The sequence below is a fragment of the Sphingobium fuliginis genome (genome assembly GCF_004152845.1).
GTDB lineage: Bacteria > Pseudomonadota > Alphaproteobacteria > Sphingomonadales > Sphingomonadaceae > Sphingobium > Sphingobium fuliginis.
The window spans coordinates 109,986-128,745 of sequence record NZ_SEON01000009.1; the positions used below are offsets into that span (position 1 = coordinate 109,986).

The following is an 18,760-nucleotide window of genomic DNA, read 5'->3' on the forward strand; positions in this document are numbered from 1 at the left end:
CCGGTAAATTTGCCCCCAAAATGGGGTATGGAATGCGACGAAACGTTGAATTCGTCTGGCACCCCGAAGGGCGGGCGACTATATGCGCGCGCATGCAGCCCCAGTTCCAGCTCAACGAGCCGCTCGATGCGCGGCGCATCGTCGTCGCCATGTCCGGCGGCGTGGACAGCAGCGTCGTCGCCGCGCTCGCCGCGCGCACGGGGGCGGAGACCATCGGCGTCACGCTCCAGCTCTACGATCATGGCGCGGCGGTCGGGCGGACGGGAAGCTGCTGCGCCGGGCAGGACATACGCGACGCGCGGGCGGTCGCGGACCGCATCGGCATCGCCCATTATGTCTTTGATTATGAAAGCCGGTTCCGGGATTCGGTGATCGCTGATTTTGCCGACGAATATATGGCCGGGCGCACGCCCATCCCCTGCGTGAAGTGCAATATGGGGGTGAAGTTCACCGATCTGTTTGCAATAGCCCGCGATCTGGGCGCCGACTGCCTGGCCACCGGCCATTATGTGCGTCGGGTGGAGGGAGCGCAGGGCGCCGAACTGCATCGCGCCGCCGATCCGGCGCGGGACCAGAGCTATTTCCTGTTCGCCACGACTCAGGCGCAGCTCGACTATCTGCGCTTCCCGTTGGGCGGCCTGCCCAAGCCGCAGGTGCGGGAGATCGCGGCCGAACTGGGCCTGTCGGTGGCGATGAAGCCCGACAGCCAGGACATCTGCTTCGTGCCGGACGGCGACTATGCGAAGATCGTGCGCAAGCTGCGGCCGGATGCCGATGAGGGCGGCGACATCGTCCATATCGACGGCCGCGTGATGGGCACGCACAAGGGGATGATCCACTATACCGTCGGCCAGCGCAAAGGGCTGGAGATCGGCGGCCAGGCCGAACCGCTCTATGTCGTGCGGCTGGATGCGCAGGCGCGGCGGGTGATCGTCGGGCCGAAGGCGGCGCTCGCGGTTTCGGCGGCAAGGCTGAGCGACATCAACTGGCTGGGCGGGGATTTTTCCGGGCCCTTGACGGCCAAGGTGCGCTCCATGGCCAAACCCGTCCCGGCCCGGCTGGAGGGCGAGCGGCTGGTCTTCGACGCGCCCGAATATGGCGTCGCGCCCGGGCAGGCGGCGGTGCTCTATGCCGGGGACCGGGTGCTGGGCGGCGGCTGGATCGCCGCGACGGAAGCGGCGCTGGCGGAGGCGGCGTAGATAGCCCGGCGCGTTCCTGCGCACGCAAGTGCCGCGCTTGCCGGAACCAGCGCCACCTTGCCCTTTCCCGCCTCGCCCAGTAAGGCCCGCGCGTCATGACTCGTCCGCTCACCTTCGCCATTCCCAAGGGCCGCATCCTCGATGAGGCGCTGCCCCTGCTTGCCAAAGCCGGTATCGAGCCGGAGACGGAATTCCATGACAAGAAGAGCCGCGCGCTGCGCTTCGCCACCAATCGGCCGGACGTGGCGATCATCCGCGTGCGCGCCTTCGACGTGGCGACCTTCGTCGCGCATGGCGCGGCGCAGATCGGCATCGTCGGATCGGACGTGCTGGAAGAGTTCGACTATTCGGAAATCTATGCGCCCGTCGACCTCGACATGGGGCATTGCCGCCTGTCGGTGGCGGAACCCGAAGGTCTTGCCGACGAGGACGAAGCGGCGATGAGCCATGTGCGCGTGGCGACCAAATATCCCCACCTGACGCGCAAATATTATGAGGCGCGTGGCATTCAGGCGGAATGCGTGAAGCTGAACGGCGCGATGGAGCTGGCCCCTTCGCTGGGCCTGTCGCGGCGGATCGTGGACCTTGTGTCCTCGGGCGCGACGCTGAAGGCCAATGGGCTGGTGGAAACCAATGTCATCATGCAGGTGTCGGCGCGGCTGATCGTCAATCGCGCCGCGTTCAAGATGCGATCGGCGGAACTGACGCCGCTGGTGGATGCCTTCCGCAAGGCCGTGGGGGTCAAGGATGCGGCGTGATCCCTTCACCGTCGTTCGCGCGCAGGTGGGAACCCGTCTCCCGCACGTTGCGCTTGGTGCGTCTTATGGGAGATGGATCCCCGCCTCCGCGGGGATGACGGAAGGAGGTTGGGGCCTATGAACTTCCGCCTTTCCACCGCCGACAGCGATTTCGCAGCCGCCTTCGCCGCCCTGGTCGATGCCCGGCGCGAGGCCGATGAGGATGTGTCGCGCGACGTCACCGCGATCCTGAAGCGCGTGCGCGCCCAGGGCGATACGGCGCTGGCCGACTATACCAGCCGTTTCGATCGGCATGATTTGAACGTCAGCGGCTGGGCGGTCGAACCCGCCGAATGCCGCAAGGCGCTGGACGGTCTTTCGACCGAATTGCGCGACGCGCTGGAACTCGCGGCGGCGCGCATCGCGGCCTATCATGAAAAGCAGAAGCCGCAGGACAGCGACAGCGTGGACGCGGCGGGCGTCCGTCTCGGCGCGCGCTGGAATGCGGTGGATGCGGCTGGACTGTACGTGCCGGGCGGGCGGGCAGCCTATCCCAGTTCGCTGCTGATGAACGTCATCCCCGCCAGGGTCGCGGGCGTCGAGCGCATCGCCATGGTCACGCCCACCCCCCATGGCGAGATCAACCCGCTGGTGCTGGCCGCGGCCGCCATCGCCGGGATCGAGGAGATCTGGCGCGTCGGTGGGGCGCAGGCGGTGGCGGCGCTGGCCTATGGCACGGACCGGATCAGGCCGGTCGACGTCATCACCGGCCCCGGCAACGCCTGGGTGGCGGAGGCGAAGCGCCAGCTTTACGGCGTGGTCGGCATCGACATGGTCGCGGGTCCGTCGGAGATCGTCGTGGTGGCCGACGGCAAGAACAATCCCGACTGGATCGCCGCCGACCTGCTCAGCCAGTCGGAGCATGACCCGACCAGCCAGTCGATCCTGTTCACCGACGACGCGGCCTTTGCCGATGCGGTGGCGGCGGCGGTGGAGCGGCGCCTGCCCCTGCTCGCCACGCAGGCGGTCGCGACCGCGAGCTGGAACGCCAATGGCGCGATCATCGTCGTGCGCGACTTCGAGGAAGCCATGCCGCTGGTCGACCGCCTCGCCGCCGAGCATCTGGAACTGGCGGTCGACGATCCCGACGCGCTCTTCAAGCAGGTGCGCCATGCCGGTTCCGTCTTCCTGGGCCGGATGACGCCGGAAGCGGTGGGCGATTATGTCGCCGGGCCGAACCATGTGCTGCCGACCGGCCGCCGGGCGCGATTCTCCTCCGGCCTTTCGGTGCTGGATTTCATGAAGCGCACCAGCTTCCTCAGCCTCAACCAGAGCAGCATCGACGCCATCGGCCCCGCCGCCTTCGCGCTGGCGGAGGCGGAGGGGCTTCCGGCCCATGCGGCTTCGGTGGCGCTGCGTTTGAAATAATTTCCCCTTCACTGCGTTCGGCAAAGGGCTTCGACAGGCTCAGCCCGAACGGTTATGGAAAGACTATGAACGACCGCTCCAAATCCCGCTCCGCCGCGCGCCTCGCCGCGGTGCAGGCGCTCTACCAGCTTGAGATGGAGGGCACGCCGCTCCACCTGTTGCTGCATGAATTCCACCAGCACCGCCTGGGCGCGACTATAGAGGATGTCACCTATGCGCAGGCGGAGGAAAGCTTCTTCGACGATGTCGTGCAGGGCGTGGACCGGCGGCGCGAGGAGATTGACGGGCTGATCGTGGCGCGGCTCTCCAAGGGCTGGAGCCTGGAGCGGCTCGACAAGCCGATGCGGCAGATCCTGCGCGCCGGCACCTATGAACTGCTCGCCCGCAAGGATGTGGCGACCGGCACGGTGATCAGCGAATATGTCGACGTCGCCCATGCCTTCTACGACAAGCGCGAGGCGGGTTTCGTGAACGGGCTGCTGGACGCCGTGGCCAAGGACGTGCGGAAATAGGAACAGAAAATATCCGTTCGGGCTGAGCTTGTCGAAGCCCCTCACTTCCTTAAAAAGGAGAAAAAGCCGTTGGCTTCGCCGGCCTTCGGCTCGACAAGCTCAGGGTGAACGGATTTCATTTCAATGTCCGCTGAATCCCGTTTCCTGACCCTTCTCCGCCTGCTGGCGAACGATCCCGCCGCCCGGGGCTTGCGGGACGATGTGGCGGTCCTCGAAATCGGCAGCGCCCGCCTGATCCTCACCAGCGATACGATGGTGGAGGGGGTGCATTATCTGCCGGCCGATCCGCCCGCGGATATCGGCTGGAAACTGGCCGCCGTGAACCTGTCCGACCTCGCTGCCAAGGGCGCGAAGCCGGTCGGCTGCCTGCTCAACTATGCGCTGTCCGGCGACGACGCCTGGGACGCGGCTTTCCTTGAAGGATTGGGCGAGGCGCTTGGCCGCCATGCCATGCCCTTGCTGGGCGGCGACACGGTGCAGATGCCCCGGGGCGCCCCGCGCAGCTACAGCCTGACCGCGCTGGGCGAAGCGACCGGCCCGATCCCGGCGCGGAGCGGCGCGAAGGCCGGCGACCGGCTCTATCTGACCGGTCCTGTCGGGGATGCGGGCGTGGGCCTCGACCTGCTCAGGAACATGCCCGGCGCTTCGGGGCCGCTGGTGGAGGCCTATCGCCGCCCGCGTCCGCGTCTGGCGGAGGGCGCGCTGCTCGCCCGCCATGTCCATGCGATGATGGACGTGTCCGACGGCCTGCTGATCGACGCCGCCCGCATGGCGGAGGCGAGCGGCCTTGCCGTCACCATCGACCATATCCCGCTCTCCCCCGCGCTGGAGGCGACGCGCGGGGCCAGCAACGCCGTTCAGATCGCTGCGGCTCGGGCGGGGGACGATTATGAACTGCTCTTCGCCCTTCCCGCCGCGGTGAAGCCGCCCGTGCGCGCCATACCCGTCGGCCGCCTCGCCAAGGGCGGGGGACTGACGCTGACGATAGACGGCGTGGCGATCCCGCTGCCGGACCGGCTCGGCTGGGAACATGGCTGATTTGCCTTAATATCGTAACGGGTTGACGCGCGCCGTCCGCCCTGTAGCTTCACCCCCGACCTTTCTCAGCCCGGTAGGACCGCATGATGTGCGTGAGCTACGATGCTGATTGACGCGGTGCCCGACGCCGGAAGCGCATGTTCCGGCCGCCCGCCCTTACGCCCTTCGCCCGCCCGTCATTCCCTGCGGAGCGGCCGATGACAGGCATAACAGGGGGAGAGGAACATCCATGCAGATTGTCACGATTGCCATAGGGTGCGGCCTGCTGGCCGTGCTCTACGGCCTCATCACCAGTCGACAGGTGCTGGCGGCGTCCGCCGGCAATGAAACCATGCAACAGATTGCGGGCGCGATTCAGGAGGGGGCGAAGGCCTATCTCGGCCGCCAATATACGACCATCGCCATGGTCGGCGTCGTCGTCGCGGCGCTGGTCTTCTTCTTCCTTGGCGTGACATCGGCGGTCGGCTTCCTGATCGGCGCGATCCTGTCGGGGGCGGCGGGCTTCATCGGCATGAACATCTCGGTCCGCGCCAATGTCCGCACGGCGGAGGCCGCGCGCGGCACGCTGCAAAGCGGGTTGACCGTCGCCTTCCGGGCGGGCGCGATCACCGGCATGCTGGTGGCGGGTCTGGCCCTGCTCGCGATCAGCGTCTTCTTCTGGTATCTGACCGGACCCGCGGGCCATGCGCCCGACGACCGGATCGTGATCGACTCCCTCGTCGCGCTGGCCTTCGGCGCCAGCCTCATCTCCATCTTCGCGCGGCTTGGCGGCGGCATCTTCACCAAGGCGGCCGATGTCGGCGCGGACCTGGTCGGCAAGGTGGAAGCGGGCATTCCGGAGGACGATCCCCGCAACCCCGCCGTCATCGCGGACAATGTCGGCGACAATGTCGGCGACTGCGCGGGCATGGCGGCCGACCTGTTCGAAACCTATGTGGTGACGGTCGGCGCGACCATGGTGCTGACCGCGCTGCTGGTGACGGGCGTCGACAACGCCTTCCTGATGCGCCTGATGTCATTGCCGCTGATCGTCGGCGGGGTATGCATCATCACCTCGATCATCGGCACCTATATGGTGCGGCTGGGCGCGAGCCAGTCGATCATGGGCGCGCTCTACAAGGGGTTCTGGACCACCGCGATCCTGTCCATCCCGGCGCTCTATGCCGTGACGCAGTTCGCGCTGGGCGACCTCAACGCCCGTTTCGGTACCGATCTGGACGGCGCGGGGGGGTATACCGGCATGGCGCTGTTCTGGGCGATGATGGTCGGCCTCGCGGTCACGGGCCTGATCGTCTGGATCACCGAATATTATACCGGCACCAACTACCGTCCGGTGCGCAGCATCGCCCGCGCGTCGGAAACCGGCCATGGCACCAACGTCATCCAGGGGCTGGCCGTCAGTCTGGAGGCGACGGCCCTGCCGACGCTGGTGATCGTCGTGGGCATCATCGTCGCCTATCAGCTTGCGGGCCTGATCGGCATCGCCTTCGCCGCGACCGCGATGCTGGCGCTTGCCGGGATGGTGGTGGCGCTGGATGCCTATGGCCCCGTCACCGACAATGCGGGCGGCATCGCGGAAATGTCGCATCTCGACGACAGCGTGCGGGTCAAGACCGATGCGCTCGACGCCGTGGGCAACACCACGAAGGCGGTGACGAAGGGCTATGCCATCGGATCGGCGGGCCTGGCCGCGCTGGTGCTGTTCGGCGCCTATACGGAGGATCTGAAATTCTACAACTCGGCTCTCGGCCTGACCGAGCCGGTCGATTTCAGCCTCTCCAACCCCTATGTCATCGTCGGCCTGCTGCTGGGCGCGCTGCTGCCCTATCTGTTCGGCGCGATGGGCATGACGGCGGTGGGCCGCGCGGCGGGCGACGTGGTCAAGGACGTGCGCGACCAGTTCGCCACCAACAAGGGGATCATGGAGGGCACCTCGCGTCCCGATTATGCCCGTACGGTGGACCTCGTCACCCGCGCCGCGATCAAGGAGATGATCGTCCCCAGCCTGCTGCCGGTGCTGGCGCCGATTTTCGTCTATTTCGCGATCTCCGCGGTGGCTGGCACGCCCAACGGCTTTGCGGCCCTGGGCGCGTTGCTGCTGGGCGTCATCGTCTCCGGCCTGTTCGTCGCGCTGTCCATGACCTCCGGCGGCGGGGCCTGGGACAATGCCAAGAAATATATCGAGGACGGCCATCATGGCGGCAAGGGCAGCGAAGCCCATAAGGCGGCCGTGACCGGCGATACGGTGGGCGATCCCTACAAGGACACGGCTGGCCCCGCGGTCAATCCGATGATCAAGATCACCAACATCGTCGCCCTGCTGCTGCTGGCCGCCCTGGCGCACGGCGCGTAATGCCCCGTTAAAAAAGGGAAAGACAGGAAAATGGCTCCGCCCTATAGAAAGGCGGGGCCATTATATTATGGGGGTAAGATTGAGGGGGCTTTCTGTCGTCGCGGGCATGGCGCTCGCGCAGCTTTGCGTGTCGGCCAGTGCGCAAATGGCGCCTGTACCGCGCAAGGAATGGCCGATCGAGGCCTTTGCCGAACTGCCGATGATGGTGGAACCGCAACTCTCGCCCGATGGGATGCGCCTCGCCGCCAGGGTGTCGCGCAATGGCGAACTGCTGCTGATGATCGCCTCCATCATCGAAGAGCCCAACCGTATCCGCACCCTGCAACTGGGGGAAAACGATCTCAACTGGTGGCGTTGGGTCAATGACGACTGGCTGATCGCGGGCATAGGCAGCGAAACCAACGTCCAGGGCATGCCCTGGTCGATCAGCCGCGTCGTCAGCATCAAGCGCGACGGGTCGAAGATCAACCTGCTGGCCAAGAATGTGGCGGCGCAGAATGGCGATGACGTCATCTGGGTCGCCCGCGATGGCACGCCGCGCATCCTGCTCGCCTATCAATCGTCCATCTTCGGCAGTGAACTCGGCTTCTGGCCGCAGGTGGACGAGGTGGATGTCGCCACCGGCAAGATGCGCCCGGTGGTGCAGTCGCGCCAGAATGTCATGTCCTGGTATGCCGATGCGACCGGCACGGTGCGCATGGGTGTGGGCTATGACGATGCCACGCGCATGTCGAAGCTGCTCTATCGCGTCGACGGCCGGTCCGGTTTCCGCACGATCGACCGGGCGAATCGCCGCCGCGACGAATCCATGGTCGTGCCGCTGCTGTTCACGGCCGATCCGGGCAAGGCGATTGCCAGCGATGATCATGAGGGTACTGACGCGCTGTACGAATATGACCTGACAAGGCTGGAACTGGGCAAGAAGATTTTCGCCGCGCCCGGCTTCGACATAGACGGGATCGAACGCGACACCGCCGGCACCGGCCTCGCCGGGGTGCGCTATACCGCCGAAGGACCGGGGGTGCACTGGTTCGACGAGGGGTTGGCGAAGATCCAGGCCGACATCGACAAGGCGGTGGGCGCCCATCGCCGCGCCCGGATCGTGTCCACCAGCCGGGATCATCAGCGCATGATCGTTCACGTCGGCAGCGCGGACCAGCCGGGCACCTATTATTATTACGACACCGCCGCCGGCGCGATGAGCATCCTGTCGAAGATCAGCGAAAATTTCGGGCCCGGCGTCCATCTCTCCCCGGTCAGGACGATCCGTTACAAGGCGCGCGACGGGCTGGAGATCGCGGCGGTGCTGACCGTGCCGGCGGGCAAGGACCCCAAGGGTCTGCCGTTGATCCTGATGCCGCATGGCGGCCCCTTCGCACGGGACAGCGAGGAATGGGACTGGTGGGTGCAGTTCCTGGCCTATCGCGGCTATGCGGTGCTGCAGCCCAATTATCGCGGCTCCTCCGGCTATGGCACCGCCTTTGCGGACAAGGGCGAGGGGCAGTGGGGCCTTGCCATGCAGGACGACCTCAACGACGCGGTCGACTGGGCGGTGAAGGAAGGGATTGCCGATGCGAAGCGCGTCTGCATCGTCGGCGCCTCCTATGGCGGCTATGCGGCGATGCGCGGCGCACAGCGCGACGGCGCGCGCTATCGCTGCGCGGTCTCCTATGCCGGCGTGTCGGACCTCTCGGCCATGATGCGCTATGACCGCCGCTTCCTCAATCATGGTTCGCGCAAGGACTGGATGAAGGAGCAGGCGCCCGATTTCGCCGCCGTTTCTCCGATCAATTTCGCCGCGCAATTCTCAACGCCGATCCTGCTGATGCATGGCAGGAAGGACCGGCGGGTGCAGGTGAACCAGTCGCGCGAAATGGCGGAGAAGCTGAAGGCGGCGGGCAAGGTCGCCGGACGCGACTATATCTATGTCGAACAGCCTTTGGCCGACCATTTCTTTTCCCGCCAGGCCGATCGGCTGGAATTCCTCCAACGGCTCGACGTCTTTTTGAAGGACCATAATCCGGCCTGAAACCGGGCCTGCGACGCCGAACCGCGCGCTATAGCGGGTCGAACGGTTCGGCGTCGGGCGAGATTGTCATAAATTAGAAATGAGATAGTCACATGAATGTAACGCATCGGTCATAGTTCGCCCGCGTCCGCCACGATGGCGAGGGGAGATTGACTTCATGCGACTGACCCACAAGCTGCTGCCCGCGCTTGCCCTGCTGGCCGTCCCGGCCGTGGCGCATGCCAGCGAGGACGAACAGCTCTGGACCACAGCGAACGCGACGGTGAAGCTGAGCGATCATTGGCGCTTTTCGCAAGAGGTCGTCGCCCGGTTCAGCAACGATCGCGACGGGCTGTACGAGGTCGAGATGAATTCGCTGGTCGGCTACAGGATCGGCAAGAAGGTGACGGTCTGGGCGGGCTATACCCATGACCCGCAATATGACGCCGGCCATTTTTCCGTGATGGAGCATCGCGGGCGGCAGCAGGTCACCTTCGACAATATCGTGAAGATCGGGCCCGGCCAGCTCAGCGCGCGCCTCCGGCTGGAGGAGCGCTGGCGCGAGGGGATCGACGGCACCGCCTGGCGGCTGCGTCCCTATGTCAAATATGTGCTGCCGTTCAGGGAAGGCGGCAAGACCGCGCTGCTCCTCAGCCATGAGAGCTTCATCGACTTCAACACCACCAATTTCCAGCGGGTGCAGGGGGAGGAGCGGATGCGCAACCTGATCGCCATCACCACCCCCGTGGCGAAGAATGTGAATGCGGAGATCGGCTATCTGCACCAGCACGGCTTCCGCCCGGACGCTGACGACAGCAATGACAATGTCGCGTCCTTCTCGCTGAACTTCTCCTTCTGATCTGCGGCGCGGGGGTGCGATCGAACCGCATCTCCGCGCGGAAAGCCGGAAAAGCCGAGGGTTGAGGACCGCACCATAGTCTCGGACATTCTCCCTCGTCGCCATCGTGGCTCAAATGGCTCAATATTGTCCCCAATAAGACCCTCCCTTCGTGCCTTACCCCATCGGAATCCGGCCACTGACTTCTCAGGAACACGGTGCATTTGACCGTAGCAAATGGCCAGTTATGTACGTTCGCACTTCCCCTCGCCTTCAGGGGAGAGTGGGGCTTAGCATCCACTTTCCACCCAATATCAACCTGCGCGCTCTACCCTAGGCCGAGCGCCGTCGCCGTCCAGTAGGTAAGGCCCGCCGCGACATAGGCCAGGATGAACAGATAGCCGATCATGAACAGCGGCCATTTCCAGCCGTTGGTCTCGCGCCGCGTCACCGCGATGGTGGAGATGCACTGGGGCGCGAAGACGAACCAGGCGAGGAAGGCGAGTGCGGTCGGCAGCGGCCAATTGTCCTTCAGCCGGTCGCCCAGGCTGCGTTCCAGCTTCGCTTCATCCTCGTCGGCGTCCAGCGAATAGACGGTGGCGAGCGCGGACACGGCCACTTCGCGCGCCGCCATGGCCGGGATCAGCGCGAGCGAGATGTCGCGGTTGAAGCCGATCGGCGCGAGTACTAGGTTGAGCCCGTTGGCGACACGTCCCGCGACCGAATAGTTGACCTGGCTGATGCCGCTATCTTCCGGCGCCTTGGGAAAGCTCAGCAGCACCCAGAGGATCACCGTCGAGGTGAAGATGATCGTGCCCGCGCGCTTGAGGAAGATCACCGCGCGCTGCCAAAGGCCAAGCAATATGTCCTGTGGGCGCGGCCATTGATATTTGGGCATCTCCATCAGGAAGCCGCCGCTCGCGCCCTTGGTGACGGTGCGGCGCAGCACCAGCGCGGCCAGCATCGCGCCGACGATGCCGGAAATGTAGAGGCAGAACAGTACCAGCCCCTGCAAGCCAATGCCGAGCGCCACCGTTCGGGCCGGGATGAAGGCGCCGATGATCACCGCATAGACCGGCAGGCGCGCCGAACAGGTCATCAGCGGCGCGATCAATATGGTGGTCAGCCGGTCCTTCGGGTCCGCGATGGTGCGGGTCGCCATGATTCCCGGCACCGCGCAGGCGAAGGAGGAGAGCAGCGGGATGAAGGCCCGCCCAGACAGCCCCACCTTGGCCATCAGCCCGTCCATCAGGAAGGCGGCGCGGACCATATAGCCGGTCGCCTCCAGCATCAGGATGAAGAAGAAGAGGATCAGGATCTGCGGCAGGAACACGATGACCGATCCAACGCCGTTCAGCACCCCGTCGACCAGGAAGGAACGCAGCAGCCCATCGGGCAGCGCGGCCGTCACGGCGTCGCTGGCGCTGGCGACAAAGCCCTCGATCATGGCGATCGGCGCTGCGGACCAGGCATAGACCGCCTGGAACATGATGAAGAGCAGCGCGAGCAGCAGGATCAGCCCCGCCACGGGATGCAGCGCCACCCGGTCGACAGCCGCGGTCAGCCGGCGGGAGGGGGTTTCGCGCACGATGGCCGCGCGGGCAATCCGGCGCGCTTCCCGGCGCAGCCCTTCGAAATCGCGCTGTTCGGCTGAAGCGCGGACCTTGCCTGCGCTGCCGTCGAGCATCGATTCCAGCTCCCCGCGCAGATGATCCAGGCCGCGCTTGCGCACCGCCACGGTGGAGATCACCGGCACGCCCAGTTCACGGGAGAGGATATGGGCGTCCAGTTCCAGCCCGTCGCGGGTGGCGAGATCGACCATGTTGAGCGCCACGATGGTCGGCAGACCAAGCGCGATCAGTTCCAGCGCGAAGCGGAGGTGATTGTCGAGATTGGACGCGTCGACCACCACGACCAGCGCGTCAGGCAGGCGCTCGCCCGCCTGCCTGCCCAATATGACGTCGCGCGTCACCTGTTCGTCGGGACTGGTGGGGTTGAGGCTGTAGGTGCCGGGCAGGTCGACCAGTTCGATCGGGCGGCCGTCCGACAGGGAAAAGCGGCCCGCCTTGCGCTCCACGGTGACGCCGGGATAATTGCCCAGCTTCTGCCGCGCCCCGGTCAGGGCGTTGAACAGGGCGCTCTTGCCGGCATTGGGATTGCCGACCAGCGCGATCAGCGGCAGGTTCGTCACAGATCGCTGTCCGAGGGGCCGGTGCGGACCGTGATGGCGGCGGCATGGTTGCGGCGCATGGCGATGGTCATGCGGCCGACCTTGCAGGCGATGGGCCCGCGGCCCAGCAACCCGCCATGGTGCAGCGCTTCCACGCTCGCGCCCTCGCACAGGCCGAATTCACGCAGCCTTTGCCCGTCGGACGCGGACAGCGCGTTCCAGTCGATCAGGTCCACATAAGCGGGTTGGCGCAGCGGCAGGTCGGTCAGGCGCAAGGGTAAGGCACTCGTCATTTACTTCTGCGAGTGACTATCAATACCGATTGGAAAAGGCCAGCGCGAATCGGTGCGGCGGCGCGGCAGATTATATGGCCGGGTAGCGCAGCCGCCCGATGAAGCGGGCGAAGCTCAGCCGTTCGCCGCCGCCAATGCCCTTCCACTGGGCCTTGGCGCGCTCGAAGCGCATCACGCCTTCGATCCGCCGCGCCAGGAAAGCGCGGGTTTCCGCCCAGTCATCGCTCTCATCATCGACGAAGACCAGCAGGGTCGCGGCATAAACCCCCGCCAGCGTCAGGCGCTTGCTGTAGTGATTGAGGTCCGTCGACTCGTCGCCCGCGGCGCGCCACATCACGTCCGCCGCGCGCCAGCCGAGTTTGGCGGCGCGGGCCGCGTTGCGGGGCATGGCCATGACCGCCTGCGCCCGGCGCAGCGCTTCCCGGTCGCGCGCGAGCAGGGTCAGGCGGCTTTCCACCAGCCGCGTTATGCGCTGGCGGATCGACAGGGCCGCCAGCTTCTCAGCCGGCAGCGCCTCCAGCATCCGCGCATCGATGCTTTCGAACCAGGCATCGATCATGTCCATCGCGCCCCCTGGAAAGGCCAGCGCGGCGATGTCGGCATCGATGCCGCACTGCTCCGCCGCCATGGCCACCGCTTCCCGGCGCCAGCCGTCGAAGGCGGCATGGCGGGGCAGGATCGGGGCGAGCGCGGCCCGCATTTCGTCGAGCGTCATGTCTTGATGCGTCGGGGTCATGGCCCGTTATTACGCCCCGCCGCGCAGGCGTACAAGCGCGCGGACGCATTAGCCGAGATGAAGGCGGGGAAAGCAAAACTTGGCGGCATGGCGGCGGCCAGGGTCTTGAAGCGGCTCGCCAGGCATCCTAGCTGGCTTTGGCAGGCAAGTCCCGTTGCAATCTGCAACTTTGAAAAGGGAGTATTTCATGGCGAATCTGTTCGAACCGGTACAACTCGGGGCGATCCATGCCCCCAATCGCGTGCTGATGGCGCCGCTCACGCGCGGCCGCGCGACACGCGACCATGTGCCGACGCCGATCATGGCGGACTATTATCGCCAGCGCGCTTCGGCGGGCCTCATCATCAGCGAGGCGACGGGCATTTCGCGGCAGGGGCTGGGATGGCCCTTCGCGCCGGGGCTGTGGTCGGAAGAGCAGGTTGAGGCCTGGCGGCCGGTGACGGAGGCCGTGCATGAGGCAGGCGGCCGGATCGTCGCGCAACTCTGGCATATGGGGCGCGTGGTGCACAGCAGCGTGACCGGCGAGCAGCCCGTCTCGGCCAGCGCCACCGCGGGACCGGGCGACGCGCACACCTATGAGGGCAAGAAGCCCTATGAACAGGCGCGGCCTTTGGCCATAGACGAAATTCCGGGCGTGATCGCGGATTATGTCCGCGCTGCCAAAAACGCCATCGCGGCCGGCTTCGACGGTGTACAGATCCATGCCGCGAACGGCTATCTGATCGACCAGTTCCTGCGCGACGGCAGCAACCATCGCGACGATATTTATGGCGGTTCGATCGAAAATCGCGTGCGCCTGCTGCGGGAGGTGACGCAGGCGGTGGCCGACGCCATCGGTGCGGACCGCGTGTCGGTGCGGCTGTCCCCCAATGGCGAGACGCAGGGCGTCGACGACAGCAATCCTTCCGCACTGTTCGCGGCGGCCGCGGACGTGCTGCAGCAGATCGGCATCGCCTTCCTGGAACTTCGGGAGCCGGGGCCGGACGGGTCCTTCGGCCGGACCGACGTGCCGCGCCAGTCGCCGGTCATCCGCCGGCATTTTTCCGGGCCGCTGATCCTGAACAGCGATTACGACCTGGAGCGGGCGCAGCGGGATCTGGACAGCGGTCTGGCAGACGGCGTGAGCTTCGGGCGCGCTTTCCTGGCCAATCCGGACCTGCCCAAGCGCCTGCGGATCAATGCGCCGCTCAATGGCGCGAACATGGCGACCTTCTACAGCCAGGGCGAGGAAGGCTATGTCGACTATCCGGCGCTGGAGGAAGCGGCCTGAATAGAGGTCTGGGGGGTGAAAAGTGGACACCCCCCTTCACGCCTTAGGAAAGCGGGCGGGATCGGCCAACTTCGGCCTCCCATCCTGGCCCGCCGCAACCTCGAACCGCATAAAGAAAGGGGCCGCCCGGCAGCAGCCCCTTTGCAGACCTTCATCCGGCGTCTCAGGCGCTGAATCTCTCCCGCAGCGCCAGCATGGCGATGGCCGCCTTCGCCGCCTCGCCGCCCTTGTCCTTCTCGTCCCGCCTGGCGCGGGTCAGCGCCTGGGCTTCGTTCTCGACCGTCAATATGCCGTTGCCGATCGGGATGCCGTCCATGCTGAGCGCCATCAGGCCGCGCGCGCTTTCGTTCGACACGACTTCGAAATGATAGGTTTCGCCCCGGATCACCACGCCGATGGCGATGAAGCCGTCATAGCGCCCGGTTTCCGCCGCCAGCGCCACCGCGCCGGGAATCTCCAGCGCGCCGGGAACCGTCACCACCTCATATTTATGCCCCTCATCCTCCAGCGCGGCGACCGCGCCCTCGATCAGCAGGTCGTTGAGATGGTCGTAGAAGCGCGCTTCGACGATCAGGAATTTTGCCATGGATAGGTTCCTTAAAGCTCGATCGACCGTTGCCCAACCACGGCCAGGTCATAGCCGTCAAGCGCGATCAGGCTGTGGTGCGTGTTGCTGAGCAGGATCATGTCATGAACGCCCAGTTCGGCCAGAATCTGCGCCCCCACGCCATAGTCGCGCAATTCGTCCATGCCGGAGTCGGGCTGGCCCGCATGATGGCGCAGGCTGCGGCTCATGAAATCGCCCGGCGCCTGGGCGGCGAGGACGACGACGATGCCGGCTCCCTGCCGGGCGATGATCTCCATCGACTTGGCAAGCAGGCCGTTGCGCGGCCCGGTCGATCCATAGACGTCGTCCAGCAGGGAGAGCTGGTGCATGCGGACCAGCGTCGGCTCGTCGGGGGAGACATGGCCCTTCTGCAGCACGAGCTGTTCGGTCTGGGTCGCCTTGTTGTAGAAGCTGATCGCCTTCCAGTCGCCGCCCCACTGGCTGTTGAAGACCGTTTCGGCGCGGCGTTCCACCATATGGTCATGCCGGCGGCGATAGGCGATCAGGTCGCGGATCGTGCCGATCTTCATCCTGTGCTTCTGGGCGAAGGGGATGAGGTCGTCCAGCCGCGCCATGGTGCCGTCGTCCTTCATCACCTCGCAGATGACGCCCGACGGATTGAGCCCGGCCAGACGGGCGACATCCACCGCCGCCTCGGTATGGCCGGTGCGGACCAGCACGCCGCCATCCTTCGCCACCAGCGGGAAGACATGACCGGGCGTCACGATGTCTTCGGGCCCCTTCGACCCGTCGATCGCGACGGAGATGGTGCGGGCGCGGTCGGCGGCGCTGATGCCGGTGGTCACGCCCTCGCGCGCCTCGATCGACACGGTGAAGGCGGTTTCGTGGCGGGTGCCGTTGTTGCGGCTCATCAGTCCCAGGCCCAGATGGTCGACCCGCTCCTTGCTCAACGCCAGGCAGATGAGGCCGCGGCCATGGGTGGCCATGAAGTTGATCGCGTCGGGCGTCGCCATCTGCGCGGGAATGACCAGGTCGCCCTCATTTTCCCGGTCCTCGTCATCGACCAGGATGAACATGCGGCCGTTGCGGGCCTCATTGATGATCTCCTCGGGAGAGGCGAGCGCGGTGCCGCCCTCCCGCTTGGCGAGATAGCTTTCCAGCTTGCCCAGCGTTTCCGCCGTCGGATTCCAGTCCGCCTCGCCCAGCTTGCGCAGGGAATTGGCATGGAGACCCGCCGCGCGGGCAAGGCCGGATCGCGACATGCCGCCCTCCGTAACCAGCGAACGGACCGTATCGATAAGGGCTGACGACATGCTGAAGACTCCTTCCCACGGCGGGATGGAGCGGCATATCACATCAAGATGTGATTATGGCAAGCAATAATCACATTGAGCGAGAGCGAAGGCTCTGCATCCGGTCGAGATAGCGCGCCAGCACATCGATCTCCAGATTGAAGGCGCGGCCCCGCGTCAGGCTGTCCAGCGTCGTCGCGGCGGCCGTGTGCGGGATGATGTTCAGGCCGAAATGGACGGAGCCGTCCGCCTGATCCTCCACCGTGTTGACGGTCAGCGAAATGCCGTCGACGGTGATCGAACCCTTGGCCGCCAGAGCGGGGGCCAGCGCGGCGGGCGCGGCGATGACAAGGCGGGTCGAATCGCCCTCATGCGCGGCGGACACCAAAGTGCCGATGCCGTCGACATGGCCAGTGACGATATGGCCGCCCAACTCATCCCCGACCTTGAGCGCGCGTTCCAGGTTGAGGCGGCCGCCCTGGTCCCACAGGCCCGGCGCCGTGCGAGCGACGGTTTCGGCCGACAGGTCGACCGCGAACCAGTCGGCGCCCTTCTCCACCACCGTCAGGCAGGCGCCCGAACAGGCGATGGACGCGCCGATGGCGACCGATTCCATGTCATAGGCGCAGCCGATCGCCAGCCGCAGGTCGCCGCGCTGTTCATGGGTGCGGATGGTGCCGATGTCGGTGATGATGCCGGTGAACATGAGGAGCGCCTTGCTTGTGTTCCGTTGGCCGCGCCCGGAAGGGGCGGGGCTTTCGGGGTGATCTAGGCGTTCCGGCTGCGGAGGTAAACCTCCAGCCGATCATCGCCCAGCCGCCGTTCGTCGTCGAGCCGCCAGCGGCCATGCGCGCCGGCCAGATCGGTCAGGCCGATGTCACCCATCCCGGCAAGCCCGGCGCCGATCAGGATCGGCGCGCGATAGAGCAGCAGGCGGTCGACCAGATCGGCGCGCAGGAAGGCGGCGGCGGTCTGTGCCCCCCCCTCGACCAGCAGATGGTCGACATGCGGCAGGGCGGCGATGTCTTCCGGCGCGGCAATGCTATCCCACCCCTCAGGCGCGTCGCCATGGCTGAGCAGCACGCGCCGGGGCGAGCGGTCCTCCAGGCCGGCCAGGCGCACATCCAGCCGGGGCGCGTCGGTGCGCAGCGTGCCGCCGCCAACCAATATGGCGTCATGCCGTGCCCGTTCCACATGGGCATGGGCACGGGCGTCCGGACCGGTGATCCAGCGGCTGGACCCATCGGCCAGCGCGATCCGGCCGTCGAGCGACAGGCCCAGCTTGAGCGTCACGGCCGGGCGGCCCAATGTCTGGCGCAGCACGAAACCGCGCATCGCGGCGGCGGCTTCCTGCGCCATCAGCCCCATTTCGACCACGATGCCGCGCTTGCGCAGCCAGGCGGCGCCCTGCCCGTCGGTGCGCGGATCGGGATCGCGCAGGGCGATGACGACGCGGCGGACGCCTGCCCGCGCCATCAGGTCGGCACAGCGCGGACCGCGCGGGGAAAGGTGGAAACAGGGCTCCAGCGTCACATAGGCGGTGGCGCCGCGGGCGCGGTCCATGGCCTCCTCAAGCGCCTGCGCCTCGGCATGGGGGCGGCCGCCCTTTTGCGTCCAGCCGCGCCCGACCACATGCCCGTCCTTCACGATCAGGCAGCCGACATTGGGATTGGGCGTGGAAAGGCCGCGTCCCCGTTCGGAAAGCGCAATGGCGGCGGCCATGAAGCGCCGGTCCTGAGCGGGATCGGCGGGGGGCAGGACGCTTTTGGATCGGGCGCTCAGGGCTGGGCCGCCCCGCTCTGGGCTGCTCCGGGGACGGATTTCTCCGCAGCCTCGGCCTTGGCCAGCCGGGCGTCGAGCTGGGCGTTGATCTGCTTCAATGCTTCCTTGCGGCGGGCGGTGTTGCGGGCCTCGTCCTTCTTCCAGTCGATGCCGAAAATATCGGCCACGCCCTGCATTTCCTTCTGCTTCTTCTCGATCGCCGCCTCCCGCTTGGCGAGGTCGATCTTCTGCTGGAGGATGATCGCCGCGTCGGACCGGCTGGAGTCCCAGCTCTGGACATAGAATATCTGGTTGCGCGTCGGCATGGTGTTGGTGTTGGCGTCGACGATGAAGGCCCAGATGATGACCCAGGTGACCGCGACGGACAGGCCGAGCAGCGGCCATTTATGAGGCCGGTTCTCACGAAAATAGCTCCACAGGTCGCTCATCGCGCTCTTGGGAGACACCGGACGGGGGAAGATCGCCATCGCGCCGATATAGGGTAAGGCGGGGCCGGATGCAAAAGCGCTGTTGCTGTCCGTCATGATTTCCGGCCC

At 66.3% G+C, this 18,760-nt stretch carries 17 protein-coding genes; 9 read left to right on the forward strand and 8 right to left on the reverse strand.

Annotated elements, in window-relative coordinates; translation table 11 throughout:
* Positions 1-92: 92 nt before the first annotated feature.
* The 8 genes from mnmA (at position 93) to EWH10_RS18975 (ending at position 10,134) form a co-directional block, all read left to right on the forward strand.
* Complete coding sequence (mnmA, locus tag EWH10_RS18940) at positions 93-1,199, forward strand: tRNA 2-thiouridine(34) synthase MnmA (protein WP_044661219.1); 1,107 nt, start codon at positions 93-95, stop codon at positions 1,197-1,199.
* Positions 1,200-1,294: 95 nt separating this feature from the next.
* The gene (gene hisG / locus EWH10_RS18945; protein ID WP_044661218.1) at positions 1,295-1,957 is read left to right on the forward strand and encodes an ATP phosphoribosyltransferase; all 663 of its coding nucleotides are present in this window, start codon (positions 1,295-1,297) and stop codon (positions 1,955-1,957) included.
* A 117-nt stretch (positions 1,958-2,074) separates the two neighbouring features.
* Positions 2,075-3,364, forward strand: coding sequence for a histidinol dehydrogenase (gene hisD / locus EWH10_RS18950; protein ID WP_044661217.1), 1,290 nt, complete (start codon positions 2,075-2,077; stop codon positions 3,362-3,364).
* Between the two features lie 65 nt (positions 3,365-3,429).
* The gene (nusB, locus tag EWH10_RS18955; RefSeq protein ID WP_025548292.1) at positions 3,430-3,876 is read left to right on the forward strand and encodes a transcription antitermination factor NusB; all 447 of its coding nucleotides are present in this window, start codon (positions 3,430-3,432) and stop codon (positions 3,874-3,876) included.
* Between the two features lie 123 nt (positions 3,877-3,999).
* Complete coding sequence (gene thiL / locus EWH10_RS18960) at positions 4,000-4,914, forward strand: thiamine-phosphate kinase (protein WP_044661216.1); 915 nt, start codon at positions 4,000-4,002, stop codon at positions 4,912-4,914.
* Between the two features lie 229 nt (positions 4,915-5,143).
* On the forward strand, positions 5,144-7,267 hold the full coding sequence (locus tag EWH10_RS18965) for a sodium-translocating pyrophosphatase (protein WP_044661215.1): 2,124 nt from the start codon (positions 5,144-5,146) through the stop codon (positions 7,265-7,267).
* 106 nt (positions 7,268-7,373) lie between these two features.
* Positions 7,374-9,296, forward strand: a complete 1,923-nt coding sequence (locus EWH10_RS18970) for an alpha/beta hydrolase family protein (RefSeq protein WP_170825587.1) — start codon at positions 7,374-7,376, stop codon at positions 9,294-9,296.
* A 157-nt stretch (positions 9,297-9,453) separates the two neighbouring features.
* Positions 9,454-10,134: a DUF2490 domain-containing protein gene (locus tag EWH10_RS18975; protein ID WP_044661213.1), complete on the forward strand. Its 681-nt coding sequence runs from the start codon at positions 9,454-9,456 to the stop codon at positions 10,132-10,134.
* Positions 10,135-10,441: 307 nt separating this feature from the next.
* Here EWH10_RS18975 and feoB read toward each other — a convergent pair whose 3' ends face one another.
* From feoB to EWH10_RS18990, 3 genes are all read right to left on the reverse strand, one after another.
* Positions 10,442-12,304, reverse strand: a complete 1,863-nt coding sequence (gene feoB, locus EWH10_RS18980; RefSeq protein ID WP_044661212.1) for a ferrous iron transporter B — start codon at positions 12,302-12,304, stop codon at positions 10,442-10,444.
* Positions 12,301-12,558, reverse strand: a complete 258-nt coding sequence (locus EWH10_RS18985; protein WP_025548285.1) for a FeoA family protein — start codon at positions 12,556-12,558, stop codon at positions 12,301-12,303. Before EWH10_RS18985 ends, feoB begins: the two co-directional genes overlap by 4 nt.
* Before the next feature lie 88 nt (positions 12,559-12,646).
* Entirely contained in the window at positions 12,647-13,312 is a 666-nt protein-coding gene (locus EWH10_RS18990) for a COQ9 family protein (RefSeq protein WP_044661211.1), read from the reverse strand.
* 187 nt (positions 13,313-13,499) lie between these two features.
* Here EWH10_RS18990 and EWH10_RS18995 point away from each other — a divergent pair, with 187 nt between their 5' ends.
* Complete coding sequence (locus EWH10_RS18995) at positions 13,500-14,582, forward strand: alkene reductase (protein WP_025548282.1); 1,083 nt, start codon at positions 13,500-13,502, stop codon at positions 14,580-14,582.
* A 163-nt stretch (positions 14,583-14,745) separates the two neighbouring features.
* Here the strand turns inward: EWH10_RS18995 and ribH are convergent, their stop codons facing one another.
* The 5 genes from ribH to EWH10_RS19020 all read right to left on the reverse strand — a co-directional run bounded on the left by ribH (position 14,746) and on the right by EWH10_RS19020 (position 18,748).
* Complete coding sequence (gene ribH / locus EWH10_RS19000; RefSeq protein WP_044661210.1) at positions 14,746-15,168, reverse strand: 6,7-dimethyl-8-ribityllumazine synthase; 423 nt, start codon at positions 15,166-15,168, stop codon at positions 14,746-14,748.
* Between the two features lie 11 nt (positions 15,169-15,179).
* Complete coding sequence (gene ribB, locus EWH10_RS19005) at positions 15,180-16,463, reverse strand: 3,4-dihydroxy-2-butanone-4-phosphate synthase (protein WP_025548279.1); 1,284 nt, start codon at positions 16,461-16,463, stop codon at positions 15,180-15,182.
* Positions 16,464-16,533: 70 nt separating this feature from the next.
* On the reverse strand, positions 16,534-17,148 hold the full coding sequence (locus EWH10_RS19010; RefSeq protein WP_044661209.1) for a riboflavin synthase: 615 nt from the start codon (positions 17,146-17,148) through the stop codon (positions 16,534-16,536).
* Positions 17,149-17,210: 62 nt separating this feature from the next.
* Positions 17,211-18,200, reverse strand: coding sequence for a bifunctional diaminohydroxyphosphoribosylaminopyrimidine deaminase/5-amino-6-(5-phosphoribosylamino)uracil reductase RibD (gene ribD / locus EWH10_RS19015; RefSeq protein ID WP_268236559.1), 990 nt, complete (start codon positions 18,198-18,200; stop codon positions 17,211-17,213).
* A 20-nt stretch (positions 18,201-18,220) separates the two neighbouring features.
* Positions 18,221-18,748: a hypothetical protein gene (locus EWH10_RS19020; protein WP_044661207.1), complete on the reverse strand. Its 528-nt coding sequence runs from the start codon at positions 18,746-18,748 to the stop codon at positions 18,221-18,223.
* Positions 18,749-18,760: the final 12 nt, after the last annotated feature.

Bases quoted from the DNA above. Each gene is read 5' to 3' on its own strand.
- EWH10_RS18970 (WP_170825587.1), top strand. From the start codon at position 7,374: ATGGCGCTCGCGCAGCTTTGCGTGTCGGCCAGTGCGCAAATGGCGCCT.
- ribB (WP_025548279.1), bottom strand. From the start codon at position 16,463: ATGTCGTCAGCCCTTATCGATACGGTCCGTTCGCTGGTTACGGAGGGC.
- EWH10_RS19020 (WP_044661207.1), bottom strand. From the start codon at position 18,748: ATGACGGACAGCAACAGCGCTTTTGCATCCGGCCCCGCCTTACCCTAT.
- hisD (WP_044661217.1), top strand. From the start codon at position 2,075: ATGAACTTCCGCCTTTCCACCGCCGACAGCGATTTCGCAGCCGCCTTC.
- EWH10_RS18965 (WP_044661215.1), top strand. From the start codon at position 5,144: ATGCAGATTGTCACGATTGCCATAGGGTGCGGCCTGCTGGCCGTGCTC.
- thiL (WP_044661216.1), top strand. From the start codon at position 4,000: ATGTCCGCTGAATCCCGTTTCCTGACCCTTCTCCGCCTGCTGGCGAAC.
- mnmA (WP_044661219.1), top strand. From the start codon at position 93: ATGCAGCCCCAGTTCCAGCTCAACGAGCCGCTCGATGCGCGGCGCATC.
- ribH (WP_044661210.1), bottom strand. From the start codon at position 15,168: ATGGCAAAATTCCTGATCGTCGAAGCGCGCTTCTACGACCATCTCAAC.
- EWH10_RS18975 (WP_044661213.1), top strand. From the start codon at position 9,454: ATGCGACTGACCCACAAGCTGCTGCCCGCGCTTGCCCTGCTGGCCGTC.
- EWH10_RS18995 (WP_025548282.1), top strand. From the start codon at position 13,500: ATGGCGAATCTGTTCGAACCGGTACAACTCGGGGCGATCCATGCCCCC.
- nusB (WP_025548292.1), top strand. From the start codon at position 3,430: ATGAACGACCGCTCCAAATCCCGCTCCGCCGCGCGCCTCGCCGCGGTG.
- EWH10_RS19010 (WP_044661209.1), bottom strand. From the start codon at position 17,148: ATGTTCACCGGCATCATCACCGACATCGGCACCATCCGCACCCATGAA.
- hisG (WP_044661218.1), top strand. From the start codon at position 1,295: ATGACTCGTCCGCTCACCTTCGCCATTCCCAAGGGCCGCATCCTCGAT.
- EWH10_RS18990 (WP_044661211.1), bottom strand. From the start codon at position 13,312: ATGACCCCGACGCATCAAGACATGACGCTCGACGAAATGCGGGCCGCG.